This is a genomic window from Gemmatimonadota bacterium, from assembly GCA_026702745.1.
Taxonomy (GTDB): Bacteria; JAAXHH01; JAAXHH01; order JAAXHH01; family JAAXHH01; genus JAAXHH01.
The window spans coordinates 1-19,390 of sequence record JAPPBT010000021.1 but is presented as its reverse complement, the minus strand read 5'-3'; the positions used below and the strand labels follow the sequence as shown (position 1 = coordinate 19,390).

The window sequence follows — 19,390 nt, the reverse complement described above, 5'->3', positions numbered from 1 at the left end:
TCAGGTCACTCCCTTGATGACGGCGCTGTACTGCCGGAACGAACCGGACTGCACGACCTCGCGCAGCGCGTGCACGGCCGTGTGCAGTTCTTCGTAGGTCGTGTAGAGCGGAGCGATGCCCAGCCGGATGTTGTCGGGCATGCGGAAATCGGAGATCACCTGTCTTTCCTCCCGGATCGCCTGGTCGATGCGGTATCCCTCGGCATGGCCGAAGGAGACGTGCGACCCCCGGCGTGCGCCTTCCCGGGGAGAATTCAGCGTGAATCCGAGGGGCGCCAGTTCAGACGCCCAGAGGGCGACCAGGTACTCGGACTGGCTCAGCGACTTGGCGCGCGCGGGCTCCACGCCGGCTTCGAGCGCGAGATCCACACCGGGTTCGATCATGGCCAGTGAGAGGACGGACGGCGTGCCCGTGAGATACCGGTCTATGCCGGTCGCCGGTTCGAATTCGGTATCGAAATAGAACTGCTTACGATGGCCGAACCAGCCTGATATGGGATTGGCCAGCCTGGCCTGCAGGTCTTCGCGGACGTAAAGGAACGCCGGAGCGCCCGGGCCGCCGTTCAGGTACTTGTACGTGGAACCGACCGCCAGTTCGATGCCCAGGTCGTGGCAGGCCATGGGCACGACACCGGCGGAATGACTCAGATCCCACAGGATCATCGCGTCCCGGCCGTGGGCGATCTCGGTAATCCGCGCCATGTCGTACATGTAACTGGACTTGTACATGACGTGGGAGAGGAGCACCAGGGCCGTATCGTCGTCGATGGCCCGGTCGAGGGCCTCCTCGGACACGGCAAAGCCATTGTCCACGGGGAGTACGACCAGATCGTAACCGGGATCGAGCAGGTCCGCCACGGCCTTCAAGATATAGATGTCGGACGGGAAGTTCACGCTGTCGGTTACGATTCGGCGCCGCCCGGGCCGCTCCTTCAGCGCGCCGGCAATCAGCTTGAAAAGGTTGACCGACGTCGAGTCGGCGATGATCACCTCGTCGGGTCGGGCGCCGATCAGGCCGGCGAGCTTTCCGCCGATACGCCTCGAAAGCCCCATCCATTCGTCATTCCAGGCCCGTATGAGCCGGTTCCCCCACTGTTGCCGGATCAGCCGGTCCATCAGGGGGATGGCGTCCTTTGGAACCCGTCCGAGGGAATTGCCGTCCAGGTAGATCAGGCCGGGGTCGTCGATCAGAAAGTGATCCCGGAACCCGCCCAGTTCATCGCGGCGGTCCAGTTGTCGCGCGTACTCGAGCGACGTGTCGAAATCCAAACACCTACCTCCACGGGTCGTGGTGTCGCGGGGATGCGGCTGAATGGTCGGCTGAAATGGAAAACCGGAATGTATACGGAGGGGGAGGCCGGGACAAGTGGAATGTCAATGCCCTGACGCGCGGCCTTTGCTCATCGACTGGCCCGTGCGCACCGGCTGGCCCGCCCGGCCATGTTCATCGACTGGCCCGTTTGGCCCGTTCGTCCTGCTCCAGGGAACGCGGCTGAGTGCCGAAGATGTTCAGGTCGACAAAAGCCATCGCCCGGGCCAGCGTTTCGCGACTGCGAACCAGCAAAGACTGGGTATAAGGGGTGTCTTCGGCGCAGAATCCCGTCGCTGCGAGATCGACGGCATCCGCGAGGTAAAGTGCCCGTTCGCAGTGAAACTGCTGAGAAACGACGATGACGCGGTCGAGTCCGAATACTTTCTTCGCCCGAAAGACGGAGTCCAGGGTCCGCACGCCGGCATAGTCGAGCATGATGAAGTCTTCAGGTACCCCCAGTTCGACCAGGTCCCGCTGCATCGTCGTCGTCTCGTCGTAGTATTGTGTGGAAGCGTCCCCACTGACGAGAATGGCCCTTACCCGGCCGGCGTGAAACAATTCGGCGGCAGCCTCGATGCGTGCGCGATAGTACTGGTTGACGTGCCCCTCGGCGTACTTGGAAGTGCCCAGTACGAGTCCCACCTGGCACTCGGGCGTTTCCTCGGCCAGGTAGTACAGACGGGCAGATGCATTGCGGGTAATGGCGAAGTCGTTCAGCAGGGCTGCGAAGAGACCGGTCATGGCGAGTGCCGTAATGACCCGGGTCCATACCGGCAGATGGCGAAATGCAGGTTTGCTTCGCATTGAAATTGGCGATTTCTGGAGAAATGGATCTTTGAGGGATGAAAGACTGGGGTTATACTTTCATACTACCTGGCGCGGCCAGTGTCGTCAAGCGGTAAACCCTGGAAATTCGTGTTTTCTCCACTGACGCCGGAGTGATAACATCATGCTTAAACGACGGTCCACCTTGCTACTCCCCGTGATCTTGCTACTCCCCGTAATCTGGTTGCTCCCCGTCGCAGCGGCGGACAGCGGGCAGGACGCGGCGAACACGGACAGTTGGCAGGACACGGCGGACAGCGGGCAGGACGCCCCGGGCGAAGGAGCGCCGATGACCGTGCTGTTCTACGGCAACAGCCTTACGGCGGGGTTTGGGGTCGATCCCGACAAGGCCTTTCCGCAACGCGTGCAGGATAAGATCGACGGACTCGGCTGGCCGTTCAAGGTGATCAACGGCGGCGTGGGCGGGGAGACCACGGCGGGCGGCCTGAGCCGTATCGACTGGGTGCTGCAGAACCGTCCGGACGTGTTCATCCTCGAACTCGGCGGGAACGACGGACTACGGGGTGTCGATCCCGGCGTCACCCGCCGGAACCTGCGGGCCATCATCCGGCGCGTCCGGGAGCGGTATCCGGCGACGAAGATCATTCTCGCTGGCATGCAGGCGCCGCCCAATATGGGGCAGCGCTTCGTCACTGAATTCAGGGAGATCTACCCGGCGCTGGCGGAATCGGAGCGTGTCTCGCTGATCCCCTTCATTCTCGAGGGTGTTGGCGGCATACCGGAACTGAATCTGCCGGATGGCATCCATCCGACCGCGGAAGGGCACGCGATCATGGCCGAGCTGGTCTGGAAGGTGCTCGAGCCGGTTCTGAAGGAACTTCTGCCCTGATCCCGCGGATCGTCAGATTTCCGCCCGGAGCACTTCCAGCGGGGACTGGCGGTAGATGCCGGCGCTGGCGGCCATGCCCACCAGGATGGTGATCAACGCGATCCCGCCGACCACGGCCAGCACGGGGATGTAGGCCGGTACGTAGGAGATGTTGAAGACGAAGACGGCCAGGATCCACGTGGCGGCAAAGGCCAGCACGACCCCCGTCAATGCGCCGATCGCGCCCAGGAACAGGTACTCGATCGTCATGATCTTCAGAATCTGGTTCCGGGAGCCGCCGAGGGTCTTCAGCAGCACGCTTTCCTGCATTCGCTGGTAGCGACTGTTGGTCACGACGCCCACCAGGACGATGACGCCGGTGAATACGCTGAACAGCGCCATGAAACGGACGATGAGGGAGACCTTGCCGAGTATGTCGTTGAGGGTGTTCAGGATAAGGCTCAGGTCGATCAATGAAACGTTGGGAAACCGGCTGACCGTTTCTCGCTGAAAGCTTGCCGAGACCTGCGGATCATCGATACGGGTCACGATCACGTGAAACTGGGGCGCCTCTTCCAGGACGCCTTCCGGGAAGACCACGAAGAAGTTGGGCTGCATCCGCTGCCAGTCTACCGCCCTCACGCTCCCCACGGTGGTAGGCACCGGCACGCCCTGCACGTCGAACACGATCTCGTCGCCGATCCCCAGCCCCAGGCGGTCGGCGATGCCCTTTTCTATGGATACGAATACGGAATCCTTCCCGGTCTCGGCGCGGGGCTGCAAAGACCCTTGCAGGAGTGTTTCCGCGTCTTCCAGGTGGCTCCGGTAGGTCGAACGGTATTCACGGCGCAGCGCCCAGCGCGGAACCCTTTCCGTCGAATCCGCCATCACCTCCGCGACCGTCCGCCCCTTCAGGCCCGCCAGCCGCATGCTTACCACCGGCGTCTGCTGCATGACCGGCAGCTCGTTGCGGCGCATTGATTCCAGGATATCCTCCCGCTGGCCGGGTTGTATGTCGAAGAGCACCAGGTTCGACTGCCGGTCTCCGCCGACCTGGGTAATGTGTCCCACGAGGGAGTACTGCAGGAGGTACAGCGTCGTGATCAGGAAGGCGCCCAGCCCGAGGGCGACGACCATGGTGACAGTCTGGTTGTCCGGGCGGAAGAGATTGGCCAGGCCCTGCCGCCAGACATAGGGCCACGTAGCCGGCACGATGCGCCGGGCCAGCTTGATCAGGCTCCGTGCGACCAGGGTCAGCAGCAGGAAGGCGCAGATCAGTCCCCCCGCGAATCCCACGCCCTGCAGCCATACCCTGGTCTGGGTGATGCCGAAGAGCACGACGCCGGCCACGAGCACGGCGATCAGCAGGATGCGCCGCGGGTCCGTGTTGGCGCGCCGCGGTGTTTCAACGGAGGAGCGCAGCGTGAGCAGGGGAGAAATGTCCCGGATCGCGAGAAGCGGCAGGAGGGCGAACAACAACGCCATGAGCAGCCCGAGCCCCATGCCCTGAAGCAGCGGAAGCCAGGTAAACCCCACCACCAGTTCGAAGGGAACGAAGTCCTGGATCAGCACGGGCAATACGCCAAGGACGAGATAACCCACGACCGCGCCGATGGCGGAACCGATCACGCCGATGGCCACGGCCTGGATGACGTACACTGCGAAGGTATGCCGCCCCTCCGCACCCAGGCAGCGCAGTACGGCTATGGTGCCCCGTTTCCGCCGCACATAGGTGTGAATGGCACTGGCGACCCCTACGCTGCCGAGGATCAGGGCGATGAAACCGCTCAGGTTGAGAAACCGGTAGAGATTGCCCAGGGACCGTTCCAGGCCCGCCTGGCGGTCCCTGACGGTGTCCCAGTCCCACCCCCACTTGGCCGCGGTGTCCGCGCCATAGGTTGCCGCGAGTTCGTCCGCATCCACACCGTCGTCGAACCGGAACAGGGCCCGGTAGGTCACGCGGCTGCCGGGCTGGATCAATCCCGTGGATTCGAGTTCCGACATGGGGATGTAGACCCGGGGGCCGATCGTGCTCATGGCCGCGGTTTCGCCGGGTATGCTGACCAGGCGGCCGGAGATCTCGAGTGTGCGCATCCCGACGCGGATCGAGTCGCCGACCTCCACGCCGTGCTGGATCATCAGGTTGTCGTCCACGAGGGCCGTGCCGTCCGTTCTGAACGCCTGTGCGGCGGCGGGAGGGACCGTTTCCAGCACGCCGTAGTAGGGGAACGCGCCCTCGAGCGCCCTGACGTTGGAGAGGCGTGACGAACCCGTCCGCGGGAAGGAGACCATGGAGACGAAACTGGACTGGCGCGACTGCTCGCCGCCCAGGTTTCCGAGAAAGACTTCGGCCGAATCAGAGAAGGCCGTCCGGGTGTTGATGTCGAGGTCGGCGCCGAGCAGGGCCTTGGCCTCCAGGTCGATTGCGGCCGCCATGCTGTCGCCCAGGGTACGTATGGACACCAGCGCGGCGGTGCCCAGGATGATGGAAGACATGTACAGGAGCAGGCGGCGCCTGTAGGTCCGGCTGTCCCGCCAGGCCATGCTGAGCAGCCAGCCTGCCCGTACCGGCGTCTTATCGGATGCGGCAGGAACGCTCATGACTGGGGATCTGGAGTAAGGGAAAGGGACGGGGCTTCCGGGATTCCGGAATGCTCGGGAAGGTAGTCTTCGACCATGCGGCCCCCGCTCAACCGGACGATGCGGCGGGTCCTGCGTGCCAGGTCGAGGTTGTGGGTCACGGTGACCAGGGTCGTCCCGGATTCCTCGTTCAGTTCAAACAACAGGCTTTCCACGGTAGCGGCCGTATCGGCGTCGAGATTGCCCGTGGGTTCGTCCACGAAGAGCAGTGCCGGACGGTTGATGAAGGCCCTGGCCATGGCGACCCGCTGCTGTTCGCCCCCGGACAGCTGTACCGGGTAGTGGGTGGTCCGGTCCGCCAGCCCCACGCGGTCCAGGAGTTCCTCCGCGCGGCGGTAGACCGCCTTTTCACCGCGCAATTCGGCCGGGACCATGACATTCTCGAGACTGGTGAGGGTCGGGATCAGCTGGAAATTCTGGAAGACGAAACCCACGTGCCGGTTGCGGACGCGGGCTCGTTCATCTTCATCGAGATCGTCCAGCACGATGCCGTTCATTGAGACGGATCCCGTAGTCGCCCGGTCCAGGCCGGCGCAGAGACCGAGCAGCGTCGTTTTCCCGCTGCCGGAGGGGCCGATGATCGCCAGGGAGTCGCCCGGCATCAGGTCGAATTCGATATCCCGCAAAACGGTAAGCATCCCGCCGCCGCTCGGGTAGGTCTTACTCAGGTCCCTGACCGACAGAATAGCCTGTTCGCTCATGGTGACGGTGCTTCTCCTTCCCCGTTTTCCGGTTCCCGCAATTCCGGGTACCGGTCCAGTACCTGCAGGAGACGATCCGGATAGTCCGTAATAATGCCGTCCACGCCGTGATCGACATGGCGTCTCATCTCCGCTTCCTCGTTGATCGTCCAGACATACACGTCCATGTTGTGCCGGTGAGCGCCCGATACGAACCGGGTGCTTACCAGCGTCAGATCCTGAAAACTGGGCGGTACCTGCATCGTCTCTCCACCGGGAACAAAGGCGAACCCGAGTCTCAGGGTGTTCAGCACCCAGAAGCCGAGCACCTCGCCGGCGGTGGACGATGTTGCGATGCCCGGGTTGTTGTCTCGTATGTATTTGACGGTCTCGGACTGAAATGAAGCGATGACCTTCCGTTCCGGGTACGAACACTGCGCGATTGCCTCGGAAAAACGGACCCTGGCAGCATCGGACACGTCTTTCAGCTCGATGATCATTCGGGTATCGGGGAGGCCGTTCAGTACCTCCTCGAGGGATGGTACCCGCAAACCCATGCCTCGGAACGGAAAGCTCGCGCCGTCATCCGCGGTCCACCGGTAACCCGCGTCCAGTTCCCGCAGTGCGGCCCAGGACATCTCGTCGACCCGGCCAGCGCCGTCGGTCGTACGGTCGACCGTGGCATCGTGAATGACCACCAGTTCACCGTCGCTCGTGGCGTGCACGTCGAATTCCAGTGCGTCCGCACCGATTCTGACCGCGTTCTGAAAGGCGAACAGGGTGTTTTCAGGCCACAGTCCCGCGCCGCCGCGGTGGGCGATGGCCAGGAACTGGTCGGTATCCGTGAATGAATGCTCGGGCATGGGGCGGGATACGATCGAGTAGTATGCCAGGACCGCGACAAGTATGACCACGGCTGCGACGGCCAGCCGAAGGAACCATTTCCAGATGAATCGAAGCATTCAGCCGCCGCGGTTGGAGTTACAGGGGCCAGTCCCGAAGTATGCGTTCCACTTCTTCGGCGTGACTGCTCTCGTCCCGGATCATGTCTTCCAGCTGGACCATGAGCCCGTAGTCGCCGTATTCCTCAGCCTCGGATCGGCGTTGGACGTACCGCCGGACGATCGTACGTTCGTCCTCAAGCATGGTCTCCAGGTTCTCGCGGTTCGAATCGCTCACCTTGACCGGCCGGGGAACGGTCGTGGGCTCGCCGCCGAGTACCACGATCTTGTCGGCCAGGTATTGCGCATGAAGTTGCTCATCGGCAACCTCGTCCTGAAAGAACTTGGCCAGTTCGGGCCGATAGGGGCCGCTGGCCTTGGCCGCGTAGATGGTGAACTGGATGATCGCGCCGAGTTCGGCGGCCAGGTCTCCGTTCAGGTTGTCGATCAGGGTCTGCTTGTCCACGCTTTCTCTCCTTTTCCTTGGTGTCCACTTTGACAAACAAAGTCGTCATATCCTTCGGTAGTTTTCATGATACGAACCGCAGCCGGAATATACAACGCGTAATGTTCCCTATAGTGTGTCGTGGCCCGCAAATCAGTGAGCCGTGACGGATTAATCAGCGTTCTGCGCCCGGTAAGCGTCCTGGTTCGCTCCGTCGTCAGGCCGTTTCTGTCAGACCATTTCGAGTACGGCCTTGACTACCCCGCTCTCCGGGTCGAGCCACATGGGAAAATCCACCAGCATGCCGTCCGGATCGGCCCTGTGCGTAATCCAGGGCGAGGTGTCGATTCGGCCGGCCTCGATATGCCCGATGACCCGCTGCAGGTCGACCGTGCGGGCGTTCCGGCTGCCGACCAGGGTCATCTCCCTCCGATGGAAGTCGGGTCCGTCGAAGGAGATGCGCGAGCCGGTGATGCCTACGTAGACCAGGCGTCCGCCGTTGGCGACGTAGTCGTGGGCCTGCATCATGGATCCAGCGTGGCCGGTGGCGTCGAATACCGCTGTAGGTAGTTCGCCGCCCAGTATTTCGCACAGCTTCGACGGCACGTCCGTGGTGTCGGAAATGATATCGAAAAGGTCGTAACGACGCTTGCAGAATGCGATGCGTTTCTCGCTGATCTCCAGCAAAATCACACGCGCGCCGGCCAGGAGGGCGAAGGTCAGCACGGACAGACCGATGGGTCCGGCGCCGATGAGCAGGACCGTTTCGCCCTTTTCGATCGCGGCGCGGTCCACGGCGTGGGCGCCGATGCCCAGGGTCTCCACAAGGGCCAGCTGCTCGAGGGACATGACATCGGAACGCAGCAGCTTCCCGGCCGGGAGCACGAGGACGTCCCGCATGCCGCCGTCCACGTGTACGCCCAGGACGTCGAGGTTCGAGCAGCAGTTCGTCTTGCCCATGCGGCAGGGCACACAGTTCCCGCAGTCCATGTAGGGAACGACTGCGCACAGGTCACCGGGATGGATGTGCGTCACGTCCCGACCGGTCGCGATGACCTCCACCCCCAGTTCGTGCCCGAGGATACGGGGGTAGTCGAAGAAGGGCTGCGTACCCTCGAAGGCGTGCAGGTCCGTGCCGCAGATCCCAACCCGGCGTATGCGCACAAGCACCTCGCCGGGACCAGGAGGCGTCGGCTCGGGAGTATCCTCAAGGACGAAACGTCCCGGTTTTTCGAGTACGATAGTGGGCATAGGGGCAGGACTCGCTTTTCAGGACTCGCTTTTCAGAACGCACACTTCACGTGAGCAGGGCGGACAGCAGGGTCGGCTTGCGCTTAAACTTCTCGACGTATGCTTCGTAAGAGGGTACCAGGCGCATCTTCACCTTGATTTCATGGTCCACCGCGATGGATTCGAGTCGGTGGCCCAGGAATGGATTCCGGAACCGTTCGATGCAATCCTCGGCGAAGGACCGGGCGTCTTCCACCTCGTCCGGCAGGGCCGGCACGATTTCCTCCAGCATCAGTTCCCGCAGCCAGGGACCCGTGTCCCCATGGTCGACCGCCTCCCTGACGGTCCGGATGCCCAGGGGCATGGCCCGGCAGACCAGCGCCGTGTGGGCGCCGTTGAGCACCCGCACCTTGCGCAGCGCGTAGGGACGGACGTCCGGTGTGCGTGTAATGGCCGGATGCTCGATGAACGGCGCGGCGCCCGGCCGGTCCTCCAGGGCCCAGAAGGCGAAGGGTTCGGTCAGCGCCAGCAGCCCGTCGCCGTGGGGATTGGGAAAACCCGGCGGCGGTTCGATAGTGATCCGGTCCACGAGCGTATGCAGCCAGGTCACGCCTTCTTCCAGCCAGCCCAGGAAGCCGTCGCCCAGACGCCGTTGCCGGCCCAGGTCGCGGACCAGCCCGCGTAACGCCCCTGCGTTGCCGTCGATCAGTTCGCAGGGGATGACGGTCACCGGTGCGCCGCCGTATTCATACCGCGCATGGAGTACGGTGAGCAGCTTTCCGGGGAAAGAAACCGGCGACTCGCCGTCCAGCCGTTCCGATTCCGGCACGTCGTATCCGGTCTCCGAGGTGTTGGATAGGATATACTCCGTGGACGGGTCGCGCCCCGCGGCCAGGACGGCTTCCCAGTCCTCCGCGGCACTCAAAGCCCTCGAGACGCTCTCCACCTCGACGGTTTCGTCGATCCGTTTTCCGTCACGGATCCCCCGCACCCGGATCCGGTAACGACCGTGCTGCTCGTTGAACAACTGCGCCCGCCCGGTGCCCGTGGACTGGACCACGACGATCCGGCCGATGTCCTGCCCGGCCTGCCTGGCCTCGTGGATGAAGAGGTCGGCGAAGGCGCGGAGAAACCGGCCGCTGCCGAACTGGAGCACCGATTCATCCGGCGTCGCCATCCGACTCCCTTTGCTTGGCCTCGTCCCACAGGGCGTCCAGTTCCTCGAAGGTGGCCTTTTCCAGGCTTTCTCCTTTGAGTTCGAGGGCGGCCTCGATATACCGGAAACGGCGGATGAACTTGTCGTTGCTCCTTCTCAGGGCATCCTCCGGCGGCACGTTGAGGTGGCGGGAAAGGTTCACCAGGGAGAACAGCAGGTCGCCCATCTCCTCCTCGATCTTCGACCGGTCCCCGTGCTCCAGGGCGCGTCGCACCTCGCCGATTTCCTCGCCGACCTTTTCGAGCACCGCTTTAACGTCGTCCCAGTCGAAGTTGACCCGGGCGACCTTCTCCTGGATGCGGTAGGCGCGGAGCAAGGCCGGCATGCCCGCCGGGAGGCCGTCGAGTACCGACCCGGGTCCTTCGTTCCCCTTCTCCTCCTGTTTGATCTTCTCCCAGTTGGTCAGCACCTCGTCGGCCGTGTCCGCCCGGATGTCCCCGAAAACGTGGGGATGGCGCCGGACGAGCTTGTTGTTGATCGCCCGGGCCACATCGTGGATGTCGAACCGCTGCTCCTCGGTAGCGATTTGCGCGTGGAAGACCACCTGGAGTAGCAGGTCACCCAGTTCGTCCCGGAAGTCGCCGTCCTCGCCGTTGTCCAGCGCGTCCAGCACCTCGTAGGCCTCCTCGATAAGGTACGGCCGCAGGGTCTGGTGGGTCTGTTCCCGGTCCCAGGGACAGCCTCCCTTCGACCGGAGTTTCGCCATGATGTCCACGAGTTCTTCGAAGGGGGTCATAGGGGTTGTGTCAGGTTGAAAGTTGAGCTTCGAAAATCTGACTTAAGTAGTTGTACTGCTCGGCGAAGAGTATGTGGGCTTCTGCGAATCTTTCCATATCCCAAGTTCCGTCGCTATACCTCTTGCGAAGGTCTTGGAAACGCGTTGCCGAAATGACGTACGAGTCAAGCGTAATGTCGTCGCGTCCACTTCTCTCACCGATCTTCTTGGCCATATCCGGTAATCTCACATGAAGTTGTGCTTTCTCGTCGTGTTCGTATGCTTCTGCGTGGATCATACCGTGAGGCTCGATAAATACGATGTGTTGTTTACCCGTTTCCTTGATCCAGAGGATGAAATCGGGATAGAATCCGCTCGATTCGAAGAAACCAACGCCAGTCCCGCGGCTGAGATTCCTCAGAAGAAAAACCTCGACTTCCAGCAGGGATTTGTCCTTTTCGCTCACCCAGTATTCTTTCAGATCGGTGACAAATGCTCGCTCACTTTTTGTTAATGCCGGAGGTGTACTTTTAACCTTTTCATTCTGCTCTATCAGCAATGGTTGATAGAGATGCCTGTCGAAGTGAAGGCGGGGTAATTCGGCCGATTCTTCCTGATATATCCGATCGTTGCCAGAAATGAGGTTTTCAATCTCTTCGATCATTGAGTCTTCGGACCGCCGGACACTAACGATGTATTGTCCCTTCCCGTCAGAAGAGTAGAGATGGTTAAAGCGCAGATTGGGGTCATGTTCGTCCAGTATTTTGTAAATCATCCGGTTCGATTCCCAAGCTCTCTGCCTGGATCGGTAGAATGCGTCTACGTAACGGCGCAGTATCGTAGTCACTACTTCCTGAAGGCGTGCTACTTCTTCAAAGGATTTCGGATGGACCAGGTCGTCGTCTGCTATAAGTGTGAAATGCAGATTATCCGATATTATGGACCGTAGCAGGGACGGCTGTATGTACAGGTTTTTCAAATCCTTCGAATGTTTGTACTCGAGCAGTTCGATATACACTCTTTCCCAATCGATCAGCTCCAAAAGGTCATCGGTGAGGATCGTCTCCGTGCCTGCCTGGACGACGGTTGTCTCAACACCTTCAACACCGCTTTCGAGAGTCTGAACCCTTGTGCTTACATCCACCCGGACCTGTACCGTATGATCCGGGGTCAGTGCAAGATCCTCCTCCCGAGCGAAATCGGTATCCGCTGGTATGCGGGGGATCAGAAGACCCATATTTGAGAGATCCGACTCGGAACGTATGGTAAGTGGTAGATCGATGTATCCTTCGGTGTCGATACCTTCTCGATTCAAGTACACTTGGAACTGAGCCATGTAATTTGCCCTAACAGCATATATATTCAGCGTCTCGAGCAGTTCGATCCGGTCAGGATGGACGCCACTTAAAGAGGCACTCCTTTTAAGGGAACGGTCTTTGCCCCGAAGGCGAACGCCACGTCCAAAAAGTTGGATGATTTCCGATCCTTCGCTTTTACCGACGTTTAGTAGTCCCATATTGGATACCCTGTAGGAATCCCAACCCTCGATAAACCTTTTAGCACCGATGAGGACGTTGATCGTGGTGCCTTGGCTATTGATATCGTTGAATAACCCACCGGTAAGCGCATCTTCCTCTACCACAATGCCGGAATCATCTGATCCCGCCAGGTTTCTAAACGCGGTAGAGTCGCCAATATAGATCAACCCGAAATAGGTATCTGCGGTGCTTGCCTTCAGACCGATTTCACCGTCTGAACCGCGTATTGCACATAGATGCAGTCCACCAGATGTCGGGGCGTGGAACACACAGGTGAGCAGATCCCGGTATATCTCTTGGGGATTCTGATTCATTGCACGAAGATACCCAAATTGATCGCCAAATACGTCCTGTCCATGAGGCGTGCAAAGACCGGTCTCTCCTTCGAGGAGTCTGCCGATTGCCTCTGCAGCCCAGTCCGGCTTGCTCAGGACGCAATGCAGGAAACGAGCTACAGTCAACACGTCACTCTGCTTTTCCCCACTCTGGTTGTAAACATCATTTACCTTTCTACCTATAAACAATGAGAGAGGACGTTCCAGTCCGTAGGTACGTAACGCTTCGGTTCGCGCTTCGAACAAGCATTGCTGTTCGTAAAAAGAAAGCAGATTTCCCAGTAACAGCAGATCGGTATACTCGGATGTCGTTTCCTCGTTCAAATTGAGTACCCGAAAATCTTTCCCGTAACCATCGCCGTGAAAGTACCTATACGAATAGTCGAAGGCGATCGCCTTGCCGTATTCTATAGTCAGCGCGTCATTACCAGCAGATGATAGCGCCTGGCCGAACGTCGCACTGTACTCGAACGTGTAACCTGTCTTTCCCAATTCCTCTCGTACTCTCCTCCAAGCCTCACCACCGGATCCCTTGTGCCCTTCGTCAACGAAAATCAGGTTGTTGCCTTCGAATGCCTCTACTGGGACGCTTACTCCACCGCCACGTTTCTGCTCCGTCAGTTTGGTGATCTCTATGACCTGGACCGCCTCGCGGGTGGATGACATCAGGCTGTCCCCGTGACGTTCGAAGCGTCGGCAGGGGATGTTCGACGCCGTCATTTCTTCAATGTGCTGTGTGCTCAACCCCTCGTTAGGCGTTATCAGAAGAATGTTGTCTAACTGCTGATCATTGTAGTGGAGAAACTGCCGGTAGTTGAGGTGCATTATAAGCGTCTTTCCACTTCCGGTCGCCATCCAGAAAGCCAACTTGCGCAGATCGGACTTTGAGAATGCGATCTGGTTCGAAGTATGTGCATTGTGCGCTCTGGCGAAGTCGTTCAGAGCACTCACAGTTTGCCCCGGTCTGTTGAAGTAACTGTCAAGAGCATACTCCGTATACCACGCCGCCAAGTGTTGGAAGTATCTCAAGACTATGGGCTCAGAACGTAGCGCGTTCATAGCCATAAGGTGTTTATGGATGTTCTTGTCGTATTTGGCGAGTATTTCAGGAGGGATCTTTATCTTGTCACCACGGCTGATCAATCGATGGTAGATTGAACTGTGACCGTAGGCGTCAAATCCTTCATCCGCTTCTCTCATATCTACCAGTAGATCGCGGTTCTGCTCGTATCCGAACTGGCGATTCAACCACGCCAACAGGACCAGACGCCGGTCTAGGCTGGTATGCTGTTCGGAAGGCATTATAGATTCTCTTTGTCGATAAGGAGATCTAGTTGCTTCACGAGTGGCGGTAGTTCCCACTTTGTTGTGTCCCACAATCTTTCAAGACTGATGTCGTCGTAGCCGTATACCATTCGGTTACCCATTGCCATGATCTGAGGCCAGGGAACCTCTTGATGGAGTCGTTGCGTCTCTGCAGAAATGCGGTTGGCCGCTTCGCCAATAATCTCCAACAGTTTCCACAATCCAAGTTCAGTGACACGGTTTTCTTCGAGATCATTCAAACTAGACTCACCGAGTATAGCTATCGCTTCCGCAGCGTGGTTCCGCATCTTTACCAAGGCTAATTGATCATCTCGTCTGCTCATATACCGTCTCCGCCGAACCGAGTATTATCTTGCGAAGCAACCAGTTGCGGCTTCTTTCTACTCCCTCTAGTGTGTGAATGTCAGTCTTCCACCCGAGCAATTCCATTAGCTCGATCTCTAAACCGGCCAGTCCGATGTATCCAATACGGACATCCGATTCGAAGGCGACTAGTACGTCCAAGTCGCTTTCAAGCGTGATAGCGTCGCGTTGTATAGATTCGATTAAGGCGAGTCGCTTGATGCGATTGCGCTGACAGAATTCGGCAATCTTGCGCTTTGAGGTACACGAGTAAAAATCCAAGATAGAATTGTCTCTGGGAAGACTACCTAGTAGAAGCTTGTTTCGATACTTCGATTTGCTGGTATTTGCAATAACCCGCTATGTAAACCGTCCACGATGAACGCCAAGACGATCAAAACACCATGGCCACTCACCGTATGTTTTCGCAAATCAATGTTTCGGCCCAATGCACCACCAATTTGGCGAGACCGATTGCATGCTGGTATTCTTCTTCGTCGACGGGTTCGGTATTCATGGGATAGCGGGATTCAACGGCATAGTCGGTAAGTCCCGCGCTTGCATCTACTACTTGAGGAATGCCGATGTGATTCGATAACAGATCCAGCAATGTTCGTATATTGTGCGTTCGAGGGAAATCTGTTTCAAGAAACACAAAAACGGCCTTCAGGGCTTTCTCCGTGGCTTGTTGAGCATGGAAACAGAGGGTTTCCAGCAAGACGCCTTCCGGCTGGTCTATGCAGGCAAGTTCCAGGTCGCTGCGCGCATGACGAAGCCAGTCTTTGGCACTGCCTGGAGAGGAAGAGTCAACGGCCATATATCTCCTTACCCTCCTCCAATGCGTTTTTGTAGATCAAACCTACATTCTGTCTGTGCTTTTCTAGATCATTCGGTGTTGCAACGACAATGTCGAATGGCACACCTAGCCCGGTAATTTCCCTATAGAGTTTCTGCGCCGTTCTTCGCCGATGAACGCCCTCGGGCATAACGACGAGTAGATCCAGGTCGCTATGCGCTTCCATGTCTCCTCTGGCCGCTGAGCCAAAGAGAATAATCCGTATAGGATCTACACATTTCACCACATTTCGCACCAACTTCTTGATTACTATAGGAGTTGCTTGTTTAAAGGCATTATCCATAACAGAACTCCTTACAAAAGCCCGGATAAGGTCAGACTGGACAAGAACCACCTAACCACATCTCAAGATACCTGAAGGTCAGAATCCCAGAATACTTCAGTATCAAAAAGAATCCATTTTACATCTGAGCGCCTGCGAACATCCTGCGCTTGAACTCCGGCTCCAGTGCATTTGCTTCTCGGATAAGGGAATCACCGTTCACATAGACCTCATCCGCACCCTCTGCCAGTCTAAGTTCGTCTACAAACGCCTTATCGCGTGTCAGATCGGCATTGTTCCAATGCTGGGTTTCTCTCCAGATAACGACAACTCGCCGCTGCTCAATCTGACCTCGATAAACCAAGTATCGCCGATCATCGCTGTTGTACACTCGACGGGTATCAACGCGCAGACCGATCAGGTAGTTGAACGTCTCCGGAATGTCGGCGATTCGCTGCCGGATCTGACCGTCTACGTGGAAATTGAGCGTATAGTTGAAAGGCTGGGTTAGATTCTCGACGTTCAGGAGGGTCGAACAGTGTTTCGTTTCCCATCGGAGCATGTACTTAAGCAGGTAGTCGTTGAATTGTAGGGCATTCTGTCCGGATCTCTCGGCGAAGTCGATGTTGTTCAGCGCGTCCTCATAGGATTCCAATCGCATGTACTTTATAATGCTCGGGCTACGATTTGCTTCTTCCTGTGTTGCCATGCGTTTCGGCTTACCGTCCTTCCACTCTGGCGTGAACGTTACTTTTTTAATGCGTGGCAGTAGCACTGTGTCGAAGTGATCGCCCATCTCGACAAGGATAAACGTACGCTGGCCACCGTCTTCTCTGTTAAGATTTATGACTGCGTGACCAGTAGTTCCCGAGCCTGCAAAATAATCAAGGACAGCGCTATCGTTTTCAGGTGTAGCCGCTGCTAACAAGCCCTCGTAGAAACGCACCGAATGGCAATAGGGAAAATCCTCCAAGTTTAAGTTTTTCAAATCCAATTTGCCACGAGTAGCGTCTTGAATGATGGACGTGAATTGCCTTCTTGAGTCTTCCGTCAAAAAACGTTTCTGCCTCGGTTGGGTTGTGTGGTCACTACCAAAAATGATCTCTCCCTTCTCGATCATACGCTGAAGAGTTTCAGGAGTACGTGAGAAACCATTCGGAGGGACGGGACATGGCTGGCCTGTTACCGGATGAATCAGTGGAACATGGAATTTAGGATCTTGACGTGGTTCGGGTGCCCTAAGGCTAACGCTTTGAAACACGTGACCATTTTCATCCAAAAAACGGTAGGCTCTTTCACCACCACTAAGTGCCGGGTTACTAACTACCCACTTCGAAAACGATCGTTTGGATTCAGGCGTAAGTCCACCATTCAGTGATACGAGTTCCTTTGCTTTGTTTAAAATGCTAATGACAGACTGGTTCCGAAGATTGAATGCTTCGGTAGAATCGGATCTCCAGATAACATATTCATGTTGGATTGCGATACCACCACCGCCTGTCATGGGATTTCTCTTATCCCACACAACTGTACCGGAATCTCTAATTGGAAACCCGTCCACCATAAGGTACAGTCGTTCATACTCGTTCTCGTCAATGTGGCACAGGAAGGAACCATCCTGTGCAAGTAACGGGACTGTTGCAGCGATACGATTTTGCATCATAGCAAGCCAACTCGAATGCTGGTATCCGTTTTTGTAGAGAAACCCGCTTGTCTGTGTGTTGTATGGCGGATCTATATGCACACATTTAAACTGACCCATGTACATTCTTGACAACTGATTCAACGCCTGCCAGTTCTCGCCGTGGATCAACAGCCCGCCCGTCATGCCGTCCAGATCCTCGAAACTGCCTAACAGGCGATCGACAAAGTCCTCGTCGAAGTGCTTCGTATCGAGAGGAAGCGTCGGGCGATTCTGCAGGAACTCTACACGTTTACCTACATAGTCATTGGTCAGATTAAACAGGTCCGTGTGATTTTCGCCGATATCGAGAAGGGCCAGCGTTTTCCATTCCTCCCACTGCGCCTCGCATTTAGAGACTTCTTCATAGAAACATTGGTCAACATGTCCGACCGATATACAATACTGCGTTTCAGTGATGAACTTGCGCTTTTCCCAAAGCAATTTCTGGAAATTCTCGATCTGATTCAGGAATTCGATTATCTGACGGCCTACAGAACGGATCATCCTCATTATCTGAAACCATCCTTCAGCACGTTCTTCTCCACCCGTCTCTACTTCGTCGAGGATCAGTACTTCGTTCTTGAGATAGAAATCGAGTTCGTTGTCGAGAAATCCCTTGAGATCCTTGTGGATGAAGAAGTCCGAGGTGTTGCGGCGGGTATACTGCTTCAAGTGGTGTTCAAGGACAGTTACCGGCTTGCTATCCCCGTTTTCACGTCTCTCTGTCATTAGTGCACTCAATGCAGCGGGGGCCTGTTCAAGCCGACCAGGTATCTTTTCAACTGCTTCGGCGAGAATAGCATCCTGCTGGTTTCTTTTGCTGTAGGTGATTTCCTCCTGCGCGGTAAGCGGACGGAATTCAAAACCAATCTGGAGCCGTCTGTTGTTTCCGTCCCAGGTTGGTTCCACGTTGCTGGGAAAGAAAAACCTCTTGTCACCCTTGACGTTGTCCTGCTCCACGTCGGCCGCTTGAAGTTTGAAATGCACGGTTACATCGCGTACTTGAAACGAGTAATCTCGGAAGTTTTCGCCGGTCTTAACGTAATACTGGTCCTTATTGGCCCAGTGTAAATGGACCTCTTCGCCGTTGTAGGGAATCGCGTATCGGTGGCGCTTGGAGTAGCGGGGCTTTGAGATGAAATCGCCTTCCTGGTAGTAGCGACTGAAGAAGGCATATAGGTGATTGAAGACTACTGATTCGAGAGCATCCCGGTTGCCACCGCCATGTGCCTTCTCCCTTAGCTCGAGGTACCTTTTACCGATATCCGCGTCCTGAAATTTGACCAGATTTCCATCGGCGTCAATCGCGTCCTGTGTCAAAGTGGTTCTGATCTGCTGTGCGGTTTCTTCTAGTTCAGCTGCTGCTTGAGCTTGCTCGGCTAGTGCTCCACGATTCAATTCCTCTTTGACATTAACTGGCAGATCCACCGTGATAAACCGTTCGATCTCATCTCTCTTGTGATTCATGATACGGTAGATGCCGAAATCTAGATCAGCGCAGTCGAACTGAAACAGTTCTCTTAGTAGTGTTTGAAATTTACTGATTGAGTCAGACATATTTACCTTAGGTCGGGGTGCAGACACAGTATACGTTTTGAGTCAACGCGCACCTGTAACTGAGCCGTGATTTTGGATCGATACGCCGTAATATGAATCCGTATCTTACAATAACCAGAACCGGTCAGGAATCAAGTCGTAATTTGCCCCGTCGCAACAGGATGCCACCGTGCATGAAACTCCGTTCCACCCGCCTGTGTCCGCCAATAAAACTATTGACGTAAGCCCTTGATAAATCTACATTGTGTAGGTTTAACGGGGATCGTTCCCGTAACCGGTTCAGGATCGTTTCGCGAGGGAGGAACAGGGGTTTCGGAAAGGCGTGCAAGGCATGGTAAGCGAACATGTCCTCGTTCTGAACCAGAACTACGAGCCTTTGAGTGTTTGTACGGCAAGACGGGCGGTCATTCTCGTTTTTCTGCGCAAGGCGGAGATCATTGACAATTATGCGGACCCGGTGCGGGGCGTTTACACGCTGTTCGACCGGCCCAGTATCGTCCGGCTCGTGAACTTCGTCCGCATACCCCGCAAGGGCATCATGCTGTCCCGCAAGAACATCCTCAAGCGCGACGGCCACCAGTGCCAGTACTGCAGTACGACGAGAGGACCCCTGACCGTGGATCACGTCCTGCCCAGGTATCTGGGCGGTAGGGACAG

Annotated in this window: 16 protein-coding genes; 2 read left to right on the top strand and 14 right to left on the bottom strand. The window is 57.1% G+C overall.

Features of this window, described 5'->3' with window-relative positions; all coding sequences use genetic code 11:
* Together kynU and OXH56_04090 are read right to left on the bottom strand one after the other, a co-directional pair.
* On the bottom strand, positions 1-1,269 hold the full coding sequence (gene kynU / locus OXH56_04095) for a kynureninase (GenBank protein ID MCY3554485.1): 1,269 nt from the start codon (positions 1,267-1,269) through the stop codon (positions 1-3).
* Between the two features lie 175 nt (positions 1,270-1,444).
* Positions 1,445-2,116, bottom strand: a complete 672-nt coding sequence (locus OXH56_04090; GenBank protein MCY3554484.1) for a YdcF family protein — start codon at positions 2,114-2,116, stop codon at positions 1,445-1,447.
* A gap of 145 nt (positions 2,117-2,261) precedes the next feature.
* Here OXH56_04090 and OXH56_04085 point away from each other — a divergent pair, with 145 nt between their 5' ends.
* Positions 2,262-2,987, top strand: coding sequence for an arylesterase (locus tag OXH56_04085; GenBank protein ID MCY3554483.1), 726 nt, complete (start codon positions 2,262-2,264; stop codon positions 2,985-2,987).
* 12 nt (positions 2,988-2,999) lie between these two features.
* Here the strand turns inward: OXH56_04085 and OXH56_04080 are convergent, their stop codons facing one another.
* The 12 genes from OXH56_04080 to OXH56_04025 all read right to left on the bottom strand — a co-directional run bounded on the left by OXH56_04080 (position 3,000) and on the right by OXH56_04025 (position 18,733).
* Positions 3,000-5,567, bottom strand: coding sequence for an FtsX-like permease family protein (locus OXH56_04080; protein MCY3554482.1), 2,568 nt, complete (start codon positions 5,565-5,567; stop codon positions 3,000-3,002).
* Entirely contained in the window at positions 5,564-6,307 is a 744-nt protein-coding gene (locus tag OXH56_04075; GenBank protein ID MCY3554481.1) for an ABC transporter ATP-binding protein, read from the bottom strand. Before OXH56_04075 ends, OXH56_04080 begins: the two co-directional genes overlap by 4 nt.
* Entirely contained in the window at positions 6,304-7,248 is a 945-nt protein-coding gene (locus OXH56_04070) for a glycerophosphodiester phosphodiesterase (protein MCY3554480.1), read from the bottom strand. The genes OXH56_04075 and OXH56_04070 overlap by 4 nt, the downstream gene beginning before the upstream one ends.
* A 19-nt stretch (positions 7,249-7,267) precedes the next feature.
* A complete protein-coding gene (locus tag OXH56_04065) occupies positions 7,268-7,693 on the bottom strand; it encodes a ferritin-like domain-containing protein (GenBank protein ID MCY3554479.1) in 426 nt (141 codons plus the stop codon).
* A gap of 210 nt (positions 7,694-7,903) precedes the next feature.
* Complete coding sequence (locus OXH56_04060; protein MCY3554478.1) at positions 7,904-8,923, bottom strand: zinc-binding alcohol dehydrogenase family protein; 1,020 nt, start codon at positions 8,921-8,923, stop codon at positions 7,904-7,906.
* A 46-nt stretch (positions 8,924-8,969) separates the two neighbouring features.
* On the bottom strand, positions 8,970-10,079 hold the full coding sequence (locus OXH56_04055) for an altronate dehydrogenase (protein MCY3554477.1): 1,110 nt from the start codon (positions 10,077-10,079) through the stop codon (positions 8,970-8,972).
* Positions 10,063-10,854 carry a nucleoside triphosphate pyrophosphohydrolase gene (gene mazG, locus OXH56_04050; GenBank protein MCY3554476.1) on the bottom strand — a complete coding sequence of 264 codons (792 nt, stop codon included), beginning with the start codon at positions 10,852-10,854 and terminating at the stop codon, positions 10,063-10,065. Before mazG ends, OXH56_04055 begins: the two co-directional genes overlap by 17 nt.
* Positions 10,855-10,864: 10 nt before the next feature.
* The gene (locus OXH56_04045) at positions 10,865-14,008 is read right to left on the bottom strand and encodes a DEAD/DEAH box helicase family protein (protein ID MCY3554475.1); all 3,144 of its coding nucleotides are present in this window, start codon (positions 14,006-14,008) and stop codon (positions 10,865-10,867) included.
* Positions 14,008-14,355 carry a DUF86 domain-containing protein gene (locus tag OXH56_04040; GenBank protein ID MCY3554474.1) on the bottom strand — a complete coding sequence of 116 codons (348 nt, stop codon included), beginning with the start codon at positions 14,353-14,355 and terminating at the stop codon, positions 14,008-14,010. Before OXH56_04040 ends, OXH56_04045 begins: the two co-directional genes overlap by 1 nt.
* Positions 14,356-14,786: 431 nt before the next feature.
* Complete coding sequence (locus tag OXH56_04035; GenBank protein MCY3554473.1) at positions 14,787-15,191, bottom strand: HEPN domain-containing protein; 405 nt, start codon at positions 15,189-15,191, stop codon at positions 14,787-14,789.
* A complete protein-coding gene (locus OXH56_04030) occupies positions 15,181-15,513 on the bottom strand; it encodes a nucleotidyltransferase domain-containing protein (GenBank protein MCY3554472.1) in 333 nt (110 codons plus the stop codon). Before OXH56_04030 ends, OXH56_04035 begins: the two co-directional genes overlap by 11 nt.
* A 118-nt stretch (positions 15,514-15,631) precedes the next feature.
* Positions 15,632-18,733: a site-specific DNA-methyltransferase gene (locus tag OXH56_04025; GenBank protein ID MCY3554471.1), complete on the bottom strand. Its 3,102-nt coding sequence runs from the start codon at positions 18,731-18,733 to the stop codon at positions 15,632-15,634.
* Positions 18,734-19,064: 331 nt separating this feature from the next.
* On the opposite strand from OXH56_04025, the gene OXH56_04020 reads away from it, so the two are divergent.
* Positions 19,065-19,390: HNH endonuclease (locus OXH56_04020; protein MCY3554470.1), on the top strand; the 326-nt coding region annotated here is incomplete at its 3' end.